Origin of the sequence: Kribbella sp. NPDC026611, from assembly GCF_040638345.1 — a bacterium.
Classification (GTDB): domain Bacteria; phylum Actinomycetota; class Actinomycetes; order Propionibacteriales; family Kribbellaceae; genus Kribbella.
This window is the reverse complement of record NZ_JBEZYC010000004.1, coordinates 599,431-614,623: the sequence shown is the minus strand read 5'-3', so window position 1 is coordinate 614,623 and position 15,193 is coordinate 599,431. Positions and strand designations below refer to the sequence as shown.

At 69.3% G+C, this 15,193-nt stretch carries 16 protein-coding genes; 10 read left to right on the top strand and 6 right to left on the bottom strand.

The window, feature by feature from the left end; translation table 11 throughout:
• Nucleotides 1-86 precede the first annotated feature (86 nt).
• Nucleotides 87-782, top strand: a complete 696-nt coding sequence (locus AB0E69_RS20065) for a GAF and ANTAR domain-containing protein (protein WP_360148522.1) — start codon at nt 87-89, stop codon at nt 780-782.
• 1 nt (nt 783) lies between these two features.
• Here the strand turns inward: AB0E69_RS20065 and AB0E69_RS20060 are convergent, their stop codons facing one another.
• Nucleotides 784-1,734, bottom strand: coding sequence for a helix-turn-helix domain-containing protein (locus AB0E69_RS20060; protein ID WP_360147639.1), 951 nt, complete (start codon nt 1,732-1,734; stop codon nt 784-786).
• Nucleotides 1,734-3,236: an alkaline phosphatase gene (locus tag AB0E69_RS20055; RefSeq protein WP_360147636.1), complete on the bottom strand. Its 1,503-nt coding sequence runs from the start codon at nt 3,234-3,236 to the stop codon at nt 1,734-1,736. The genes AB0E69_RS20060 and AB0E69_RS20055 overlap by 1 nt, the downstream gene beginning before the upstream one ends.
• Before the next feature lie 147 nt (nt 3,237-3,383).
• On the opposite strand from AB0E69_RS20055, the gene AB0E69_RS20050 reads away from it, so the two are divergent.
• From AB0E69_RS20050 to AB0E69_RS20040, 3 genes are all read left to right on the top strand, one after another.
• Nucleotides 3,384-4,025, top strand: a complete 642-nt coding sequence (locus AB0E69_RS20050; RefSeq protein WP_360147633.1) for a VOC family protein — start codon at nt 3,384-3,386, stop codon at nt 4,023-4,025.
• Between the two features lie 187 nt (nt 4,026-4,212).
• Nucleotides 4,213-4,917 carry a class I SAM-dependent methyltransferase gene (locus AB0E69_RS20045; protein WP_360147630.1) on the top strand — a complete coding sequence of 235 codons (705 nt, stop codon included), beginning with the start codon at nt 4,213-4,215 and terminating at the stop codon, nt 4,915-4,917.
• Nucleotides 4,918-5,002: 85 nt separating this feature from the next.
• Nucleotides 5,003-5,578 carry a dihydrofolate reductase family protein gene (locus tag AB0E69_RS20040; RefSeq protein WP_360147627.1) on the top strand — a complete coding sequence of 192 codons (576 nt, stop codon included), beginning with the start codon at nt 5,003-5,005 and terminating at the stop codon, nt 5,576-5,578.
• Nucleotides 5,579-5,592: 14 nt separating this feature from the next.
• On the opposite strand, the gene AB0E69_RS20035 is transcribed toward AB0E69_RS20040, so the two are convergent.
• Nucleotides 5,593-6,672, bottom strand: a complete 1,080-nt coding sequence (locus AB0E69_RS20035) for a heavy-metal-associated domain-containing protein (RefSeq protein ID WP_360147624.1) — start codon at nt 6,670-6,672, stop codon at nt 5,593-5,595.
• A gap of 125 nt (nt 6,673-6,797) precedes the next feature.
• Between AB0E69_RS20035 and AB0E69_RS20030 the strand changes: the two genes are divergently transcribed.
• From AB0E69_RS20030 to AB0E69_RS20010, 5 genes are read left to right on the top strand one after another with little or no spacing between them, the layout of a single operon-like run.
• On the top strand, nt 6,798-7,457 hold the full coding sequence (locus AB0E69_RS20030) for a hypothetical protein (RefSeq protein WP_360147621.1): 660 nt from the start codon (nt 6,798-6,800) through the stop codon (nt 7,455-7,457).
• 9 nt (nt 7,458-7,466) lie between these two features.
• Nucleotides 7,467-9,074, top strand: coding sequence for a RecQ family ATP-dependent DNA helicase (locus AB0E69_RS20025; RefSeq protein WP_360147618.1), 1,608 nt, complete (start codon nt 7,467-7,469; stop codon nt 9,072-9,074).
• Between the two features lie 24 nt (nt 9,075-9,098).
• Nucleotides 9,099-9,668, top strand: a complete 570-nt coding sequence (locus tag AB0E69_RS20020; protein WP_360147615.1) for a GNAT family N-acetyltransferase — start codon at nt 9,099-9,101, stop codon at nt 9,666-9,668.
• Nucleotides 9,665-10,555: an NAD(P)-dependent oxidoreductase gene (locus AB0E69_RS20015; protein WP_360147612.1), complete on the top strand. Its 891-nt coding sequence runs from the start codon at nt 9,665-9,667 to the stop codon at nt 10,553-10,555. Before AB0E69_RS20020 ends, AB0E69_RS20015 begins: the two co-directional genes overlap by 4 nt.
• Nucleotides 10,552-11,274: an SDR family oxidoreductase gene (locus AB0E69_RS20010; RefSeq protein WP_360147609.1), complete on the top strand. Its 723-nt coding sequence runs from the start codon at nt 10,552-10,554 to the stop codon at nt 11,272-11,274. Before AB0E69_RS20015 ends, AB0E69_RS20010 begins: the two co-directional genes overlap by 4 nt.
• A 7-nt stretch (nt 11,275-11,281) precedes the next feature.
• Here the strand turns inward: AB0E69_RS20010 and AB0E69_RS20005 are convergent, their stop codons facing one another.
• The 3 genes from AB0E69_RS20005 to AB0E69_RS19995 all read right to left on the bottom strand — a co-directional run bounded on the left by AB0E69_RS20005 (nt 11,282) and on the right by AB0E69_RS19995 (nt 14,531).
• Nucleotides 11,282-11,842 (bottom strand): DJ-1/PfpI family protein, encoded by a 561-nt coding sequence (locus AB0E69_RS20005; RefSeq protein WP_360147607.1) that lies wholly within the window; start codon nt 11,840-11,842, stop codon nt 11,282-11,284.
• Nucleotides 11,843-11,930: 88 nt separating this feature from the next.
• Nucleotides 11,931-13,439, bottom strand: coding sequence for a gluconate transporter (locus tag AB0E69_RS20000; RefSeq protein WP_360147604.1), 1,509 nt, complete (start codon nt 13,437-13,439; stop codon nt 11,931-11,933).
• Between the two features lie 156 nt (nt 13,440-13,595).
• Nucleotides 13,596-14,531: a zinc metalloprotease gene (locus AB0E69_RS19995; RefSeq protein ID WP_360147601.1), complete on the bottom strand. Its 936-nt coding sequence runs from the start codon at nt 14,529-14,531 to the stop codon at nt 13,596-13,598.
• Between the two features lie 178 nt (nt 14,532-14,709).
• Between AB0E69_RS19995 and AB0E69_RS19990 the strand changes: the two genes are divergently transcribed.
• Nucleotides 14,710-15,183 carry a GNAT family N-acetyltransferase gene (locus tag AB0E69_RS19990; RefSeq protein ID WP_360147598.1) on the top strand — a complete coding sequence of 158 codons (474 nt, stop codon included), beginning with the start codon at nt 14,710-14,712 and terminating at the stop codon, nt 15,181-15,183.
• Nucleotides 15,184-15,193: the final 10 nt, after the last annotated feature.

Here is a 15,193-nt window from a genome sequence, read left to right as displayed (position 1 = left end):
CCGATCGCCCGCATGATGGGAGCGGGCAGCTGCTTGTCCCGGTGGAGGGCATACACGCCCGACCCGCCCGGAGGTACGCCATGACCATGATCGACCCGCTCGCGGACAGCACCGCGACGGCCTTCGCGCTGCTCGCCATCGAGCTGCACGATGCGCCCAGCGTGGAGGAGACGGTCGACGCCGTCGTCCAGTTCGCCCTGCAGGCTCTCAACTGCACATACGCCGGTGTCGCGCTGCACACCCGTGGCGCCCGGTCGGAGATCGCGGCCGTCACGGACCCTGTCGTCGCCGAGGTCTACGAGCTGCAGCTCAACAACCAGAGCGGCCCGCTGGTCACCGCGTTGCGCGAGCGTACGTCGGTGCTGATCCGGGACACGAACCACGACGACCGGTGGCCCGAGTGGGCGGCCAAGGTGTCGGCGCTCGGTGTCCGCAGCGTCCTCGACGTACCGCTGGCGACGGGTGGCGGCGGGAGCCGGACTGTTGGAGTGCTCGGGCTCTACAGCCCCGATCCGGACGCGTTCGCGCCTGACGACGAGGCGGTGGCGCACATCCTGGCCCGGCACGCGTCGGTGGCGCTGGCCTCCGCGCGGCACGAGCAGAACATGGCGCAGGCCGTCGACGCCCGCAAGCTCGTCGGACAGGCGATGGGGATCCTGATGGAGCGGTTCGACATCGACTCCGATCGCGCCTTCGCGGTCCTCAAGCGCTACTCGCAGGACACCAACACCAAGCTGCGCGACGTGGCGCAGCAGCTCGTCGACACGCGCAAACTGCCGTAGGTCAGGACCGGCTCAGCGTCGCGCTCGGCAGCTCGCCGTACGCCTGCTGGTACGCCGCTGCCAGCCGGCCGTGGTGGTGGAAACCCCAGCGCGCCGCGACCTGCGCGACCGTCTGCTCGGACGGGTCGGCGGCCAGCAGCTCGGTGCGAACCTCGGCCAGCCGGAGCCGGCGGAGATGGTCGAGCGGCGTCGTGCCCAGATGAGTGCGGAACGCGATCTGCACGGCCCGCACGGTGACGCCTGCCGCGGTCGCGATATCGGCGATGCCGATGCCCTGGTCGAGGTGCGACTCCATGAAGGCCAGCGCCCGCTGCACGGTCCTGGGGTGAGCGTCGCGGCGGTCGACGACGCCGGGCTCGGCCATCGCCGTGTTCGGGAAGGCGGCCAGCACGCTCGCGGCCAGCAACTGGGACAGCGAAGCGAGCAGCACCGGCGAGGCCTGCACGTGCGGGTTCGCCAGTACGTCGTCGCCGAGATAGGCAATCGTCTGCGACAGCTGACGGGCGGCCGCGCGGGAATGCGGCCGGTGGTCGAGCAGCCGCACCGGCGCGTCACCCTTGCGGCTGACGCCGGCGACCCGGGTGAGCAGGGCCGGGTCGAACATCGTGATCGTGTACTTCGACCGGACCACCTTCCCGCGGTACGGACGGTCCGGCGGCGCGAACGAGACCAGGTCACCCGGCCCGAACGCGTCCTCCCAGCCGTCGGTCGCGTGCTCCTCGATCGTGCCGGAGTCGACCTCGCACAGGCAGATCTTACCGAGCGGGTCCGCGTCGTAACTCATTTCGAACCCGATCTCGATCCGGTCCACACTCATCGAGTCCGCCGCCGTCCGGGAGATCCGCGCGCTGACCTGCGGCGCCGTACTCCCGATCTGCATCTTCGTGTACGCGCGATTGAGGAACGCCTCCGTACGTCCCAGATCCCGGCTCTCGAACCGCAACGACTCCATCAGCCCATTTTGCACCTGCCGGCGGCGTCGAGCATCCGGAACCGGCTGGACGACCAACGGCCCCCGGTTCCCGAAAGGGACCAGGGGCCGTGGACGTCGCCGGGGTTACTTGCCCTGGAGGACGTTGAAGAGGTGGGTGTGGTCGTTGGTGCCGAGGATTTCCTCGCCGCCCGGGCCGTTGGCCAGACGGGCACGACCGCGCCGGTGTGCTGCTGGCTCGGCGGGGTGGCGACCGGCGCCTTGCCGTCGCCGCCGAAGCCGGCGGTGCCGTAGGTCAGCGTCAGGGTCTGACCGTCCTTGGTGGTCAGGTTGGTCGACCAGCCGGTCGGCAGGCCGGTGCCGGAGGCGTCCTCGCCGACGATCTGGCTCGTGTGCGCGTGGTCGGCGGTGACGACGACCAGCGTGTCCGGGTGCGAGCGCTGGTAGTCGAGCGCGACACCGACGGCCCGGTCGAAGTTGACCGTCTCACCGATCTGGCCGCAGGCGTTGGTGGCGTGGTCCTGCTTGTCGATCGACGCACCCTCGACCTGCAGGAAGAAGCCCTTCTTGTTCTCCAGCAGGTCGATCGCCTTCGAGGTCATGTCCGCGAGGCTCGGCTCGTTGGACGGCCGCTGGTTCTCCTTGCAGGACTCCGGCGCGTTGCCCTTGCCCAGCGAGGCCGCTGGGCCGGCCCACTCCAGCGACATGTTGCCCTTGCTGAACAGACCGAGCACCGGCTTGCCGGACCTGGCCGCCTTCAGCCCGTCGGCGTCGGTGACGTACTGGATGCCCTTGGCCTTGGCCTGGTCGACGACCGTCTTGCCGGCGTACGGACCGCCGGTGATCTGCTGCTCGAAGCGTCCTCGGCCACCACCGAGAAGTACGTCGACCTTGTGGTCGACCTCCTGCTCGGCGATCGAGCCGAGACCGCCGGCCGCCTTGGTCTCCGTCGCGCAGTTCGCCATGTCGGCCGGGCCCTGGCAGCCGCGCAGCGAGATGTGCGAGGCGAGCACCGCCGGGGTGGCGTCGGTGATCTCGGCGGTCGACACGTTGCCGACCTTCAGGCCGCGCTTCTGGGCCAGCTCGAGGACGGTCTGGTAGTTCGTGCCCGGCACGTTCTCGGCGCTGCTCGGACCCTGCGAGATCCGCTCGTCGATCGTCTTCCGCCCGGTCGCCCAGCTCGAGCCCGTGGAGGCCGAGTCCGGGTCGTAGTCCGGCTTGTACGGCGGCGTCGGCGCGGTCTTCACCGACCACGTGGTGTCGAAGCCGGTGTACCTGGCCCGGTCGACGTTCAGCTTGTGGTTCACACCCTGGTAGTACCGAGCCGCGGTGATCTCCTGGGTGCCCATGCCGTCACCGAGGAAGAAGATCACGTTCTTGGGTCCACGCGGCGAGTGCGCGGCGGCGTCCGCGGTCCCCTGGGCAGACGTGAACGCACCGCTCGCGGCCGCGGACGCCATCCCGGCGGCGGCGATCACCGTCGCCGCGGCGAGGGCGGCCACGACAGCTTTTTTCCTGATCATTACGGGCCTTTCTGGTTGGGACACTGATCCGGAACGTAGGGGTCTCGCCGGGACACCAGGTGTCTTGCAGGCAACGACCAGGTGACGCCACAGCCGGTCAGGCCATCGGGACTCTCAGTACCGGAAAGCGCTTGCTAGGCTGGCGGGATGATCTACGAGCTGAATCACGTCGGTGGCCGTATCCAGGATCTCGACGCCAGCCTCGCGTTCTACGATGACCTCGGCGCCGCGGTCGTCGACCGGTTGTTCATGCAGAGTTCGCGTGTCCACCGGATCCACCTCCAGCTCGCGACCGGCCTGGTCGAGCTGCTCCACCACGAGCAGCCCGACGCGGAGGCGGCGTACGGGCTGAACCACGTCGGGTTCATGACCGACGACCTCGACAGCGACTACGCCCGGCTGATCGGGCTCGGGTACGGCGAGATCTCGTCGCCGCGGGTCGCGGGCAGCGGGCAGGGCCGGCTCGCGTTCCTGTCCGACCCGAACGGGGTGCGCGTCGAGCTTCTGCAGCGGTCGGAGGAGTTCCGGGTCGCGCCGATCACGTCCGGTCCGGTGCAGCAGCTCGCGCACGTCGGCGTACCAGCGGCGGACCGTGCGGCGGCGGCCGAGTTCTACGGAACGTACCTCGGGATGGAGCAGGTCGACGCGGACACGTTCCGGATCGGCCCTGACGCCATCAAGCTGTTGCCGTCAGCAACGGCACCGGTCCTCGGGCTGGCGACCGCGGAGCCACGGCCGAACGCCGTGGACCCCGACGGCAACCAGCTGGTGTTCCTAGCCGCGAGCTGACCTGGCCATCGCGCGCGGCACAGGAGCTGGCGCACTGCCGGTCGTGGTCGAGGATGTCGACGGGATCGCCGCTGCGGTCCGGCACATGCCGCACGCCTGCGCAGTCCCCGAGCAGCGTCATCAGCGCGTCGACGCTCTTCACCATGTCCTTGAGCCTAAGAACCGCAGGTGAACATAGCCTGTCCCCGTGCCCTTCGACCGCGACGCCGAAATGCGCTTCTACCACCAGCGGTACCTCGACGCCTGCGCGGTCCGGCCCGGTGATCGGGTACTGGACGTCGGCTGCGGTGCCGGTCAGACCACTCGCGACGTCGGGCGGATCGCCGCCTCCGTGCTTGGTGTGGATATCTCCGAGCATCCGAGCTGGCAGACCGACGAGCCCGGCGTGAGCTTCCTGCGGGCGGACGCAGCCGTCTACCCGTTCGGGTCCTTCGATGTCTGCATCAGCCGGTTCGGGACGATGTTCTTCGACGATCCGGCCGCGGCGTTTGCCAACCTACGCCGGACGGGGGCGCGGCTGGCCATGCTCGTCTGGCAACCGCGCTCGCGGAACGAATGGGCCATGGTCATCCCCGAGGCCTTCGGTGGCAGCTACCGGGACGACTCCCCCTTCTCGCTCGGGCATCAGGACCGCACGCGGCGGTTGCTGATGGGAGCCGGCTTCGGCGAGCCGACCTTCACGCCACTCGAGGCGCCCGTCTATTACGGCGCGGACGCCGGCGCGGCGTACGACGCCGTACTGCAGTTGCGGGAGCCGACGCGGCTGCTGGCAGAGCTCGATCCGCCGGCGGCTGACGCGGCTCGGGAGAGGTTGCGAGCGCTGTTCGCGGCCCACGAGACCGGTGACGGCGTGCTGTTCGACGGCGCGGCCTGGATCGTCACCGCGGAGTGACCGGCGTCACATTCGGCGGAATGTCGAGTTCCGGCCGGGCCGCGCGACGCACCGGCAAAGGACACCACCAACCAAGGAGCACCTGATGCGTACCCTCATCACCACCGCGTTCGTTTCGCTCGACGGCGTCGTCGAGGCGCCCGGCGGCGAGCCGGGCTACCGCAACTCGGGCTGGACCTTCAAGGACATCCCGTTCGACGAGGCGGCGTACGAGCTCAAGGGCCGTGAGCAGGAGGAGTCGACCGCGATGCTCATCGGCCGGGTCAGCTACGAGGCGTTCGCGCCGGTGTGGCCGACGATGACGGTGGAGTTCGCCGGCTACAACGCGATGCCGAAGTACGTCGTCTCGACCACCCTGCAGGACAACGACCTGGTCTCGAACTGGGGCGACATCACGATCCTGCGCTCGCTCGACGACGTCGCGGCGCTCAAGGAGACCGAAGGCGGGCCGATCAGCATCCACGGCAGCGCGACGCTGAACCGCAACCTCGCCGACGCCGGCCTGATCGACCGCTACAGCCTGCTCGTCTTCCCGGTGCTGCTCGGCGCGGGCAAGCGGCTGTTCAGTTCGGCCGACCGCGACAAGCAGAAGCTGACCCTCGTCGAGAGCGCGTCGTACTCGAACGGCATCCAGAAGCTCGTGTACGACGTCACCCGCTGAGTCACCCGCTGCCGTCAGCCGGCCGGGGGGACCACCGTGTACCCCCGGCCGCGGATGGCGTCGAAGCTCTGCTCGCGGGTCTCGGCATCGCGGAAGCGTGCCGTGACCCGCTTGGTCTCCAGGTCGAACTCGGGCGGGTCGACGCCGAACTCGGCCACCGCCTTGGTGATCGTCCGGATGCAGTGCTGACAGGTCATGTCAGGCACTTCGAAGACCGTGAATGCTGTGTGACCGTTGGGACCTGCGGGCCGGTGGCCCGTGGTCACGTCGACGGTGTCGAGCAGTTGGATGAACGTGTCGACGAACAGGTCGGCGACCCAGGTGACGAGGCTCGTGCGCTGGGCGCCCAGCGGCGGATGCGCCAGGCAGCGCGGGTGCTCGCCGTTCTGGAGGGCGGCGTACTGCTGCGCGCTCGGGTCCGAGCCGTGGGGTGCTTCCTCGATCCGCTGTTCCTTCATGGCGCGCAGGGCGGCGACGGTGTCGGCGGAGTACGCGACGCGGCCGCCGAAGCAGATCAGCTGGACGGGGATCAGGCCGCGACGGTATGTAGACGCTTGCAGACCCCAGTGCCAGGTCCCGGCGACGGTGCTGAAGAGGCCGCTGTCGCGGAGTACGGCGGCGAAGACGGCGGGATCGTCGTACGGCGTCTTCGCGGCGAGGTAGGCGTGCTGGACGATCACGCGGGCGGCGGCATCGACTCCGGTGCGGAAGATCGCTCGCGGGTCCTTGTCCGTGGTCACATCTTCCAGGAGCTTGGCCTCTGGTAGCGCTGCGGGGACGTCCAGCGTGCTCCAGATCGCGAGCGTGGTCTCGCGGGCGACGATCGGGACTGTTGCGCCGAGCGAGCCGGCGTGGGCGACGTTCGAAACGCCGGTGCTATCGGTCCAGGCAACTCGGTGGGTCGCGCTCGTCACCAGCGCGGGAGGGCAGGGCTGCAGTCGGGTCCGGATGAACTCGTCATGCTCGCCGGGCCGCACCGGCTCGACCTCGTAACCGATCTTGACGGCCGGACCGAGCGGCACCGGCCCGGCGAAGGCGTCGTACCCGAGCTCCGCGAGCACCCGAGCAACCACCACGCGATCCGTAGCACCCACGACGAGCTCCTCGCCTCGGCGTCACAGCACTCCGATGCTAAACAACAGAGCGTAACCAAGCCGCTCCCATCGGCGAGTCTTCACCACAGGCCGAATTGTCCTGACCCTGCAGTACGGTTCCGCCCATGGGCGCCATGCCAACTGAAACGCCGGAGGACTACCTGCGGCGCGCCGACGCCATCCTTGGGAAGGTCATTGACGACGTGGTGCGGGTCGACGGTGTGCCGCTGTCCGAGGACGACGATCCCGGCGTACCTGATCTGCCGGTCGAGCACTACGGCGTGCTGGTCCGTGCGATCGTTGGGCAGAACATCTCGAACGTCTCGGCGCGGGCCATCTACGGCCGGATCGCGCAGCGGTACGGCGGGCGCGCGCCGACGCCGGAGGAGTTGCTGGCCGATGATCCGGATGAGCTGCGAACGTCCGCCGGGCTCTCGCACGCCAAGACAGCCTCGTTGCGGTCCCTTGCCGAGCACGTCATCTCCGGCGAGCTTGACCTCGAGCACTTGCCGGAGCTCCCCGACGAAGAGGTGATCGGCCAGCTGAGCGCGGTCAAGGGCATTGGGAGGTGGACCGCGCAGATCTTCCTGATCTTCCACCTTCGGCGCCCGGACGTGCTCGCCGTCGGCGACCTGGAGATCCGCCGTTCGGTCGAGAAGGCCTACGGGCTGCCGGAGCTCCCGAAGCAGGCGGACGTGGAACAGCTTGGCGAGGCCTGGCGCCCGCACCGCACCTTGGCCGGCCGCTACCTCTGGCGCTGGCGAGCGGTCGCCTTGTCCGCGTGAGATTGCCCGGTGAGGGAGGATGTGCGGGTGCTGGATATTGCCGCCCTGGCAAAGGAGCGGCTCGGGTACGACGCTCTGCGACCCGGGCAGGAAGAGGCCGTGCAGGCGGTGCTCGACGGACAGGACACGCTTGCCGTTCTCGCGACCGGGACCGGTAAGACGGCCATCTACCAGCTAGCGGGACTCGCGGTCGGTGGTGTGACGATCGTCGTGAGCCCGCTCGTGGCGCTCCAGCGCGATCAGCTCAGGGCGCTGTCCAAGGGTGGCGTCGAGGTCGCCGAGCTCAACTCGACCGATCGCGCGGGCCGGCGCCAGGCGCATGACCTGCTGACCAGCGACCGCTCCGGCTTCGTGCTCCTCTCCCCCGAGCAGCTCACGCACCCCGACGTACTCGACCTCCTCGCCGCCTCCCGTCCGCGACTGATCGCGGTCGACGAAGCGCACCTGGTCAGCGAGTGGGGTGAGGACTTCCGCCCCGACTACCTGCGACTCTCCGCGGCGATCAAAGCAATGGGCCGGCCGCCGGTCCTCGCGCTGACAGCGACCGCGGCACCCCCGGTGCGCAAGGAGATCGTGCACCGGCTCGAGCTGGACAACCCGGCCATCGTGGTCGGCGGTTTCGACCGGCCCAACCTCAACCTCGCCGTCTTCGCGTTCGCCGACGAAGACACCAAGAATCGCCGAGTGATCAGCCACGTCCGCTCCTCCCGCGGTCCGGGCATCGTGTACGTCGCCACGCATCGACACGCCGAGGAGTTCGCCGCCGACCTCGAAACCGCCGGCGTCTCCGCGCAGGCCTACCACGCAGGTCTTTCGGCCAAGCAACGTCGCGAGGTCCAGGACGGGTTCCTGGCCGGCGACTGCCGGGTTGTGGTCGCGACGATCGCGTTCGGGATGGGCATCGACAAACCGGACATCCGCTGGGTCAGTCACGCCGAGGCACCGGACTCGATCGACGCCTACTACCAGGAGATCGGCCGCGCGGGACGCGACGGCGAAGCAGCCGACATCGAACTCTTCTTCCGGCACGCAAACCTCGGCCTCAACCGCTTCTTCGCCGCCGGCGGCGTCACGGACGCCGACCTGCTCGCCGTCGCCGACGCGATCGCCAACCACCAACCAGCCGACATCGCGGAGCTGGCCAAGGCAGCCGGGCTCAGTCCGGCCCGGGTCGAACGCGCCCTCGGCCGTCTCACCGACGCGCGAGTCGTTGCCGTCAGCCACCAGTTCCAGCTGACCGTCGACGTCGACGCGGCGGTCGCCGCCGCGTCCGCCGTCGAGCACGACCGCCGCGAGGTGGCGAAGTCCCGGGTCGACATGATGGCGACGTACGCGGAGTACGGCGGATGCCGGCGCGAATGGTTGCTCAGCTACTTCGGTGAGCAGTACGACGGCCCGTGCGGCAACTGCGACAACGACCTCGCCGGGCGGACGGCGGCACCGCCCGAGGACCAGCCGTTCCCGGTCGGCAGCCGGGTCGTCCACAAGAGCTTCGGCGCCGGGCTGGTCGAGCACTACGACGGGACCGCGATGACGGTCCTCTTCGACCGGGTCGGGTACAAGGAGCTGCGGACCGCGTTCATGATCCACAACCATTTACTCTCGCCGGAAAACTAGCTGCCGGCGTGGCATGGTGTCCGCATGAGCATCGACGTACGCCCGGCCACGGTGTTCGACGACGTGCGCGCCGTGATCGGGCCGAAGTCGCCGAACGCCACGGTCTGCTGGTGCCTGAGCCACCGCATCCCGTCCAAGCAGAACAATGCGCTCCACGGCACGGCCCGAGGCGAGTTCGTGGCCGACCTGTGCCGCGGCGTGCCGGCGCCAGGCGTGCTGGCGTACGACGGTGACACGCCCGTCGGCTGGGCCGGGATCGCGCCGCGGTCGGCGACGACGTACGAGCGGTCGCGCCTCATCCCCCACATCGACGACCGGCCGGTGTGGTCCCTCTGGTGCATCCGCGTGCAGCCCGGTCACCGCGGCGAGGGGATCTCGCACACCCTGATCACCGGCGCGGTCGACTTCGCCCGCGCCAACGGTGCACCGGCCGTCGAGGCGTACCCGATCGACAACGGCGGCGCGAAGGTCGACCTGACGATGGCGTACGCCGGGCTCCGCAAGAACTTCGAACGCGCCGGCTTCACCAAGGTCGCCGACACAACGTCAACCCTCGCCCGCCTCCCCCGCGTCCTGATGCGCCTCGACCTATGAACATCCTCGTGGCAGGCGCCGGACGGATCGGCCTCCCGGTGGTCCGGCACCTGGCCGCCGCGGGGCATGCCGTCCGCGTGCACGACGTACGCCCCGAGGTCCGGAAGGCGGCCCTGCAGGCGGGGGCCAGCTGGGCCGAGGAGCCCGCAACCGCCGACCTCGTTGTCACCGTCCTACCCGGAAGCCCCGAGCTGCGGACACTGATGCTGTCACCGGGTGGCTTGCTCGACCAACTGGACGGGACCTGGGTCGACCTGACCAGTGCTTCGCCTGAGCTCGGGGCCGAGTTGGCCGCCGCCGCGCAGGAACGCGGCGTCGCGTACGTCGAGGCGCCCGTCGGCGGTGGTGTGCCGGCGGCCGAGGCTGGCCAGCTGACGTTGTACGCCGCCGGCGACCCGGATGTGCTGGAGCGAGTCCGTCCGGTGCTCGAGGTGTTCGCCAAGAAGATCCACTACACGGGCCGCACTGGGACTGGTTACCTGACGAAGCTGCTGGTGAATCTGTTGTGGTTCACCCAGGCGATCGCAGTCGGTGAGGCGCTGCTGCTCGGGCAGTCGGGCGGCCTGGACGCGGCCGTGCTGCGGGACATGTTGCAGGACGGGCCGGCCGCCTCGGCGTTCATTGCTGACTCCGTGCCGAGGCTGCTGGCCGGAGACTACCTCGCGACCTTTGGTCTGGATCGGATCGTCGAGGAGCTGGAGTCGATCGAGGAGTTTGCCGTGCGCCGGAAGTCGCCGGCTGGGCTGATCGGCCAGGTGACGGCGCAGTACCGGGCTGCTCTTGACCGCTTCGGGCCGGTTGACGGCGAGCTGCTGGTGGTCTCGCACCTGGAAGACCTGGCCGGTCGTCGGCTACAACTGGAGCCACCGAGAGAGGTGGAGCGATGAGTGGGTTGCACGGGCAGACGGTGGTGGTGGTCGGTGGGAGTGCGGGCATTGGTCTGGAGACTGCGCGGCAGGCCCGCGAGCTGGGCGCTGCCGTGGTGCTGACCGGCCGTGATCAAGAGAAGCTGGCCGCGGCTGCCGCAGATGTCGGCGCCGAGAGTACGGCGGCCTTCGACGCGAACGACTCCGCACAGCTCGAGGACTTCTTCGCAGGCGTCGGCACGGTCGACCACGTGATGGTCACCGCCGGTGGCCCGTACTACGCCCCGCTCGCCGACATGGACTTCGACGAGGCGCGCCGCGCGCTGCAGGAGCACCCGATGCTGATGGTCGGCGTCGCCCGGTACACCATCGGCAAGATCCGTCCCGGCGGCAGCCTCAGCTTCATGGGCGGCACCGGCGGCCGCCACCCGGCGCGAGGCATCGGCATTACCTCCGCGATGACCGCCGCACTGCCGGCCCTGACCGCGAGCCTGGCGCTCGAGATCGCGCCGACCCGGATCAACCTCATCGCCGCCGGCTTCGTCGACACCCCACTGTCGGCGTCCCTCCTCGGCGACCAGCTCGACGACCGCCGCGCCGAGCTCCGGGCAAACCTCCCCATCGGCCGCGTCGTTCAGGCCGGCGACGTCGCGGCGCTTGCCATCCACCTGATGACCAACACCGCGCTGACCGGCGCCACCTACGACATCGACGGCGGCCAGCAACTCCTCCTGAGCTGAGCACCGGCTACGCGGGCGCGTGCTCCCGCAGTACCGTCATGAAGGCGCGCATCCAGGCCGGGTGGTCCGGCCAGGCGCGCCCCGACACAACGTTGCCGTCGACAACCGCTTCGCCGTCGACGAACTCGGCTCCCCCGGCCTGCACGTCCGGCGCCAACGCCGGGTATGCCGAGGTCTTCCGCCCGTTCAGCACCCCGGCCGCGGCCGCAACCAACGGACCGTGGCAGAGCTGCGCGACCGGCTTCGACTCGCCGTAGAAGTGCTTCACGATCCGCTGCGCGTCCGCGTCGTTGCGGATGTACTCCGGCGCCCGGCCGCCGGGGATCACCAGCGCGACGTACTCCGCCGGATCGACATCGGCGAACGCGACATCGGCCTGCCAGGTGTGCCCCGGCTTCTCGGTGTACGTGTCGAACCCGTCGACGAAGTCGTGCACCACGAACTGCAGCTTCTTGACCGCCGGAGCAGCCAGGTCGACGTCGTACCCCTCCTCCAGCAACCGCTGGTAGGGGTAGAACACCTCCAGGTCCTCGGCGGCGTCGCCGGTCAGGATCAGCACCTTCGCCATCATTCGCTCCCTTGTCGCGGCCTCCCGGTCCACTCGCCAGCTTCTGCCGGGGAGTGGACCAGGTCAAGGCGCCGGAGGTCAGAGGAAGTCAGAGGAACATGGACAGCAGCAGCGTCATCCCGAGGCCCATGACGGAGATGACGGTTTCCATCACCGACCAGGTCTTGATGGTCTCGCCCACGGTCATGCCGAAGTACTCCTTGACGAGCCAGAAGCCGGCGTCGTTGACGTGGGAGAAGAACAGCGAGCCGGCGCCGATGGCGAGGACGATGAGGGCGACGTGGGTGACGTTCTCGCCGGTGGCGAGCGGCGCGACGATGCCGGCCGCGGTGACGGTGGCGACGGTGGCCGAGCCGGTCGCCAGGCGGATCAGTACGGCGACGATCCAGCCGAGGAGGAGTGCGGAGAGGTTAGCCGCGATGGCGATCTTGGCGATCGCGATGCCGGTGCCGCCGTCGACCAGGATCTGCTTGAAGCCGCCGCCCGCCCCGACGATCAGCATCACGCCGGAGATCGGCAGTAGGCTCGCGCCGATCTTCTTGCTCAGCACGGGGATGCCGAAGCCGACCGCCGTGCCGAAGGTGAACATGGCGAGCAGTACTGCGAGCAGCAGCGCCACAACCGGGTCACCGATGAACTGCAGCACCGGGTAGAGCGCCGCGTCCTTGCTCATCCACACGTCCGCCGCGGCCTTGAGCAGCATCAGGACCACCGGGCTCAGCACCGTGATGATGGTCGCGGCGAAGGTCGGAGTCTTGGTCCGCTGTACGCCGTCGTCGGTCCGCTCCAGCGTCCCGGTCTGAGAACCGGTCGTGGCATCTTCGCCACCAACGGCCGTGGCGCCGCGCCGACCACCCGCCGGGACCTCCTCATGCCCGCCGCCGGTCACCTCGAGTGCGGTTCCTGCCGCGCCGATCGGGACCCACCTGGCCGCCAGCCGCCCGAACAGCGGACCGGCCACGATCACCGTCGGGATCGCGACCAGCAGACCGAGAGCGAGCGTGATGCCGACGTTCCCGTGCAGTACGCCGATCGCCGCCAGCGGACCCGGGTGTGGCGGGACGAACCCGTGCAGCACGGACAGGCCGGCCAACGCCGGGATCCCGAGCAGCATCGCCTTCGCGCCGGTTCGGCGTACCGCCAGCACCACCACGGGGATCAGCAGGACCAGCCCGATCTCGAAGAACATCGGGATACCGATGATGAAGGCAACCAATGCCATCTTCCACGGCAGCGCGCTCGTCCTGCCCCGCAGCAGCGTGTCCACGACCTGGTCGGCGCCACCGGAGTCCGCGAGCAGCTTCCCGACCATCGCGCCGAGCGCGATCAGGACGCCGACGTACCCGAGAACGCTGCCCACCCCGTTCTCGTACGACTTGGTGATCCCGCCGGCAGCGATCCCGGACCCCAGCCCGACCAGCAGCGCGCCGATCGTCAGCGCGAGGAAGGCATGCACCTTCACCGCGACGATCAGGACGACGATGACGGCGATCCCGAGAGCCGCGACCACCAGGACGCGGGTGTCGTGCCCGTTCCAGGGCGCATGCACATCCGGTCCAGCCGTCGACACCAGACCGACTCCGTAGGCGAGACTCATCTCCACGCTCCCAAGGTCCGACAGCCGTCAGAGGCCTGACATTCGCAGTCTCCCACCGCCGGCCGGTACCCGCGCGCCGAACCCGCCAAAAGCTGCCAAGGGCAACGAGGGCCTACCACTGAGCTCAGGCCGGAGCCTGAGCTCAGTGGGGTCGGTTCACGCTCGGTAGGCGGTCCACATGCTGCTCATGCGGCTGCTCTGGTCGGGCGTGAACTGGTTGTAGCAGGAGTCGTAGGAGTAGTCCATGTAATTGTGGATCGGGTCCAGGCCAGGCAGCGAGCAGGAGTCGCGGCCGGTCGGGCAGCCGCTGCTGGGGCTGCTCTGCGCCGGAGTGTCGGCGACCTCGTCGTTCGTCGCCGTACAACCGCCCTGGAAGGTGTGGTAGAGCCCGAACCAGTGACCGGCTTCGTGGGTAGCCGTCTCACCGAGGTTGTAGTTCGTCGCCGAGCCACCGGGCAGCGACGTGTACTGCACGCGGATGCCGTCGATCCCCGGCTGCTTCGCGTAGTCCCACGGGAAGGTCGCGATCCCGAGGTAGGCGAAGTCGACGAGCCAGATGTTCAGCGCGTTCTTGCCGCCCTTGCGCGTCTTCTTCCGGTAGGTGCTGCTCTGCTTGTCCTGGTGCCACTGGTTGTTGTCGTACCGGTCCACACCGGCGAGCGTGAACGTGAACCCGGTGTTGGCCGCCTCCGACGACTCCTGACCGGCGTACGTCTTGTTCAGTACGGCGATCTGCTGCGAGATCTGGGTGTCGGTGACGTCACCGGCGCCGGTGCTGCTGCGCATGACGTGGATGTAGACCGGCACCGACACCGAAGCCAGCTTGGTCCGGGTCGCGGCGGCGCCGCGAGCCTTGAGCAGCTGAGCTGTCCGTGCCTCGATCGCTTTCTGCTCGGCCACTGAGATGTCACGGGTGTCCGCGCCGTGGCCGCCCTTCGCGGCGGCGCCTCCGCCGGGCGGTACGAAGCAGTCGGCCGCGGGCTGCGGCGCGGCCGGCCGGGCCGTGGCCTCGCCACCGAGCGGGGTGAACAGCAACGCCGAACCGGCCAGGACGGCCGCCGCGACGCGGGGACGGGTGATGAGAGATCGCATGGCAGCGCTCCTCCGGGATCGGGCCGCTGGGCGGGCGGCCGGTTGGCCGCATCCTGCGCAGAATTTAGCTGCGGTGGAAGCGATCGCGCCGCGGACGAGGGGAATCCTTCGGTCCGCACGGCACTGTCGGCGGCGGCTGTTACGTTGCGGATTCCGGCGCGACGAAGGGGATTGCGAGATGGCAGACGTGGTACTGCGGGAGCTCCAGGACGAGGACCTGGATGCGGTGTTCGAGCAGATGCGGGACCCGGAGGCGGTGCAGATGGCCGCCTTCACGAGCCGGGATCCCAACGACCGGTCGGCGTTCGACGCGCATATGAAGCGGCTCCGGGCGAACCCGGAGATCATCAACCGGGCGATCCTGCGGGACGGGGTGCTGGTCGGGACGATCGGCAGCTGGGTGATGGAGGGTGAGCGGGAGCTGACCTACTGGATCGATCGATCGGTGTGGGGACAAGGGGTCGCCAGCGAGGCGTTGCGTCAGTTTCTCGAGGTCGTACCGGCCCGGCCGATGTACGCCAGGGCGGCGAGTGACAACCGCGGGTCGCTCCGGGTGCTGGAGAAGGCTGGTTTCCGAGTGACCGGGACCGACATGGGGTACGCGAACGCTCGGGCCGGCGAGATCGAGGAAACATTGCTGCAGCTCGACTGATCCGCTGAGA